At 63.3% G+C, this 3963-nt stretch carries 3 protein-coding genes; all 3 read left to right on the forward strand.

The window, feature by feature from the left end; all coding sequences use genetic code 11:
- Positions 1–549 (forward strand): TAXI family TRAP transporter solute-binding subunit (locus tag R3280_RS16160; RefSeq protein ID WP_318999637.1); only part of this gene is annotated, 549 nt, incomplete at its 5' end.
- 91 nt (positions 550–640) lie between these two features.
- Positions 641–2821, forward strand: coding sequence for a TRAP transporter permease (locus R3280_RS16165; protein WP_318999638.1), 2181 nt, complete (start codon positions 641–643; stop codon positions 2819–2821).
- A gap of 91 nt (positions 2822–2912) precedes the next feature.
- The coding region (locus R3280_RS16170) for a cache domain-containing protein (protein ID WP_318999639.1) at positions 2913–3963 on the forward strand (1051 nt) is incomplete at its 3' end.

Genomic DNA, 3963 nt, shown 5'->3' on the forward strand with positions numbered 1-3963 from the left:
AGCATCGGCTTTGGCCCCGCCGGCTCCACCTCCGACACCTATTTCCCCCGCATGATGGAAACCCTGGGTGTGGAATTCGAGCGTCGCAACGGCAGCTGGTCCGACCTGGGCACCCAGCTCCAGGACGGCCTGATCGACGTGGTGGCCTTCGCCGCGGGTATCCCGATTCCGGCGGTCAGCCAGCTTGAGGTGCAGACCGAGATCAACATCATCGAATTCACCGAGGAAGAGCAGAAGAAGATCATTGAGAACTTCCCGGTGTCTGCCTTCACCATTCCCGCCACCACCTACACCACGCTTAAGGAGCCGGCCCGGGCGGTGTCCATGTGGAACTTCGCCATTGCCAACTGCGACCTGCCGGAGAGCTTTGTCTACGAGGTCACCAAGCTGACCATGGAGAACAACGACAAGATGGTCTCCATCCACAAGGCCGCCCAGAGTTCGGTGCCCTCCAACTACGACAAGAACAACGTTCTGCCCTGGCATCCGGGCGCGGCGCGCTGGTTCAACGAGAACGGCTACAAGATCGAGGACAGCATGATCAAGTAAGCCGGCCGGACCGCCTCTGGCGGTCCGTTGAACTGATTGCCCGGCGGGCGTGCGCCCGCCGGGTCACTCCCGTGTTGCTGCTAGGTGCCCCATGACAACCGACAAACAAGAGCTGCCTGAATCCGCGCAGATGGAGGACAAGGTGATTGTCCACGGCGTGGACGAAGAGCCTATCGAACCCAATCGACGCCTGTTCGAAAGCTGGAAGCTGAAGGCCGTTACCGCACTTGCGATTCTCTACTCCAGCTTCCACCTCTACACCCTGAACGTGGCGCCGCTGGAAACCTGGTCGTTCCGCATCATTCACGTCTGTGGCGCGCTGGTGCTGGGCTACATCCTGTTTTCCGGGGCCCGTTTCACCGACGAGGACAGCGTCAAGCGCCGCCATGCCTGGACCACCCCGGTCGCCGGCGTGCTGCTGTTACCAGCGCTTTACGCGCTTTATCAGACCTTCGTCATGTATGGCATGGTGCAGGCCGGCACCGTCAGAATCGACCCGGCCATCGAGACCTGGCATTTCGGCTGGCCCCTGCTGGCGGCCACCGGCCTGGGCATCATCGTAAGCTGGTTCCATCAGCGTGAGCGCTCCAAATTCAGCTTCCCGGACCTGGTGCTGATCGTCGCCTCCATCGCCACCGCGGTCTATTTCCTGGTGGTGTACAACACCTCCATGAGGATGAGTACCGGCACCTCCTTTGCGCCTATCGGCATCTCCTTTGCCGCCATCGCCGGCACCGCGCTGATCATGGAGCTGACCCGGCGCCTGACCGGCTACGCACTGGTCATCATCGCTCTGGTGTTCCTGGCTTATGTCTTTGCCGGTCCCTACCTGCCGGGTTTCCTGGGCTACCCCGGATTGTCGATCCAGCGTTTCTTCTCGCAGGTCTATACCGACGCCGGCGTGCTGGGCCCCACCACGGCGGTGTCCTCCACCTACATCATTCTGTTCATCATCTTTGCGGCCTTCCTGCAGGCCTCCAAGGTGGGTGACTACTTCGTCAACTTCGCCTTCGCCACCGCCGGCCGGGCCCGCGGCGGTCCCGCCAAGGTGTCGATTTTCGCCTCCGGCCTGATGGGCATGATCAACGGCACCAGTGCCGGCAACGTCGTGTCCACCGGCTCGCTGACCATTCCGCTGATGAAGAAAGTGGGCTACAACCGCAAGACCGCCGGCGCGGTAGAAGCGGCCGCCTCCACCGGGGGCCAGATCATGCCGCCGATCATGGGGGCAGGGGCCTTCATCATGGCGGAGATCACCGGTATCCCCTATACCGAGATTGCCATTGCCGCCATCATCCCGGCCATTCTGTACTTCGTGTCGGTCTACTTCATGGTGGACTTCGAAGCCGCCCGCACCGGCATGCGGGGCATGCGCAAGGACGAACTGCCGGAGTTCCGCCGGCTGATCAAGCAGATCTACCTGTTCATTCCCATCATCATCCTGATCTATGCCCTGTTCCAGGGCTATTCGGTGATCCGGGCCGGTACCCTGGCCACGGTGTCCGCCGCGGTGGTGAGCTGGCTCTCCCCCAACAAGATGGGCTTCCGGGCCATCCTGCGGGCGCTGGATCTGGCCAGTGTCATGTCGATCCAGATCATCGTGGTCTGTGCCGCCGCCGGTGTCATTGTCGGGGTGATCTCGCTGACCGGCGTCGGCGCGCGCTTCTCCTCGCTGCTGCTGGGGGTCGCCGAGGCCAGTCAGCTGCTGGCGCTGATCTTCGCCATGCTGATTTCGATCCTGCTGGGTATGGGCATGCCCACCACGGCGGCCTATGCGGTGGCGGCCTCGGTGGTGGCACCGGGCCTGGTGGAGCTGGGCATCCAGCCGCTGACGGCGCATTTCTTCGTGTTCTACTTTGCCGTGGTGTCCGCCATCACGCCGCCGGTGGCGCTGGCCAGCTACGCCGCGGCGGGGATTTCCGGCGCCAACGCCATGGAAACCTCGGTGGCCTCGTTCAAGATCGGTCTGGCAGCCTTCATCGTGCCTTTCATGTTCTTCTACAACAGCGCACTGCTGATGGACGCCAGCTTCTTCGAAATCGCCCGGGCCCTGGTGACCGCCACTTTCGGGGTCTACCTGCTGTCCGGCTCGGTGCAGGCCTGGATCTTCAACCAGGGCGCAGCCTGGTATACCCGGATCCTGCTGCTGGTGGCGGCATTGCTGATGATCGAGGGTGGTCTGTATACCGACATCACCGGTATCGCCATCGCCGTGGTCATCTTCCTGCTGCAGAAACAGCGCGGCCGTGCCCGGCCCGCTACCCAGTCCTGACGTTACCCCAAGCCGCGGGCACCATGCCCGCGGCTTGTTCGGGACGGCGCCAGTGTTTAGTCTAGGGCCTGTTCTTCGCAGACGATCCCTGATGACCTACCGTTTCTGGGCTTTTGTTCTCCTCCTGATCACCGCCGGGCTGTCGTGGCAACTGGGCGGCTGGGTAGGCTATCGGGTGTTGGAACAGGAAAGCCTGGAAGAGTCCTTCCGCTACAGCCAGCTGATCGCCAACGAGCTCAAGCGCTACCGGCCCATGCCGGAACTGATGGCGGAGCATCCGTTGTTGCAGGAGGCTTTGCAAACGCCCTCCGACGCCGGTCTGCTGCTGCGGGCCAACGAGGGAATGAAGCGGATGGCGGACATCGTGGGCAGCTCCGACGTCTACCTGATGGACCGCACCGGTCTCACCATTGCCGCCAACAACTACGACCAGGAAAACAGTTTCGTCGGTAACAACTACGATTTCCGGCCCTATTTCAGTGACGCCATGGCCACCGGTGAATCCGCCATCTATTTTGCCCTGGGGCTGGCCTCCGGTCGGCGCGGGCTCTACTTTTCCCATCCCATCAAGAACGACGGCGGTGACATACTCGGGGTGATCGCGGTCAAGGTCCAGGTGCGCGAGCTGGAATCCCAGTGGCAACGGCCAGCATCCTTTACCGAGGCCGAGATGGTGGTGCTGGACAACCAGGGCATCAGCTTCCTGGCCAGCCGCCGGAGCTGGCTTTACCGGGATTTCCGCCCGAACGAGCCGGCCGGGGATATGGTTCGGCTGCGCCAGCGCTACCCCGGCCAGGAACTGACCGCCATGGCCATCACCGACCTGGGCCGGCCCATCTCGGTGTCCGAGCGATCCCGCCGGGTTCGGCTGGAGGGGGACGGCCAGCCCCAGGAGTATCTGAGCGTGCGCACACCGCTGCCGCGGCTGGACTGGAGCCTGCAGGTAATGATCGGCACCGGGCCGGTGCTCTGGACCCGGGTCAAATTCCTTACCGGCGGCCTGGTGCTTTTTCTGGGCGGCTTCCTGACCTGGCTGTATCTGCGCGAACGCTATCGCCGGGAGGCGGAGCTGGCCCAGCGGGGGGAACAGCTGGAGCGGCGGGTGGCCGAACGCACCGCGGACCTGGAGGAGTCCAACCGTC

The organism is Marinobacter sp. (assembly GCF_033722195.1).
Taxonomy (GTDB): Bacteria; Pseudomonadota; Gammaproteobacteria; order Pseudomonadales; family Oleiphilaceae; genus Marinobacter.

Bases quoted from the DNA above. Each gene is read 5' to 3' on its own strand.
- R3280_RS16165 (WP_318999638.1), top strand. From the start codon at position 641: ATGACAACCGACAAACAAGAGCTGCCTGAATCCGCGCAGATGGAGGAC.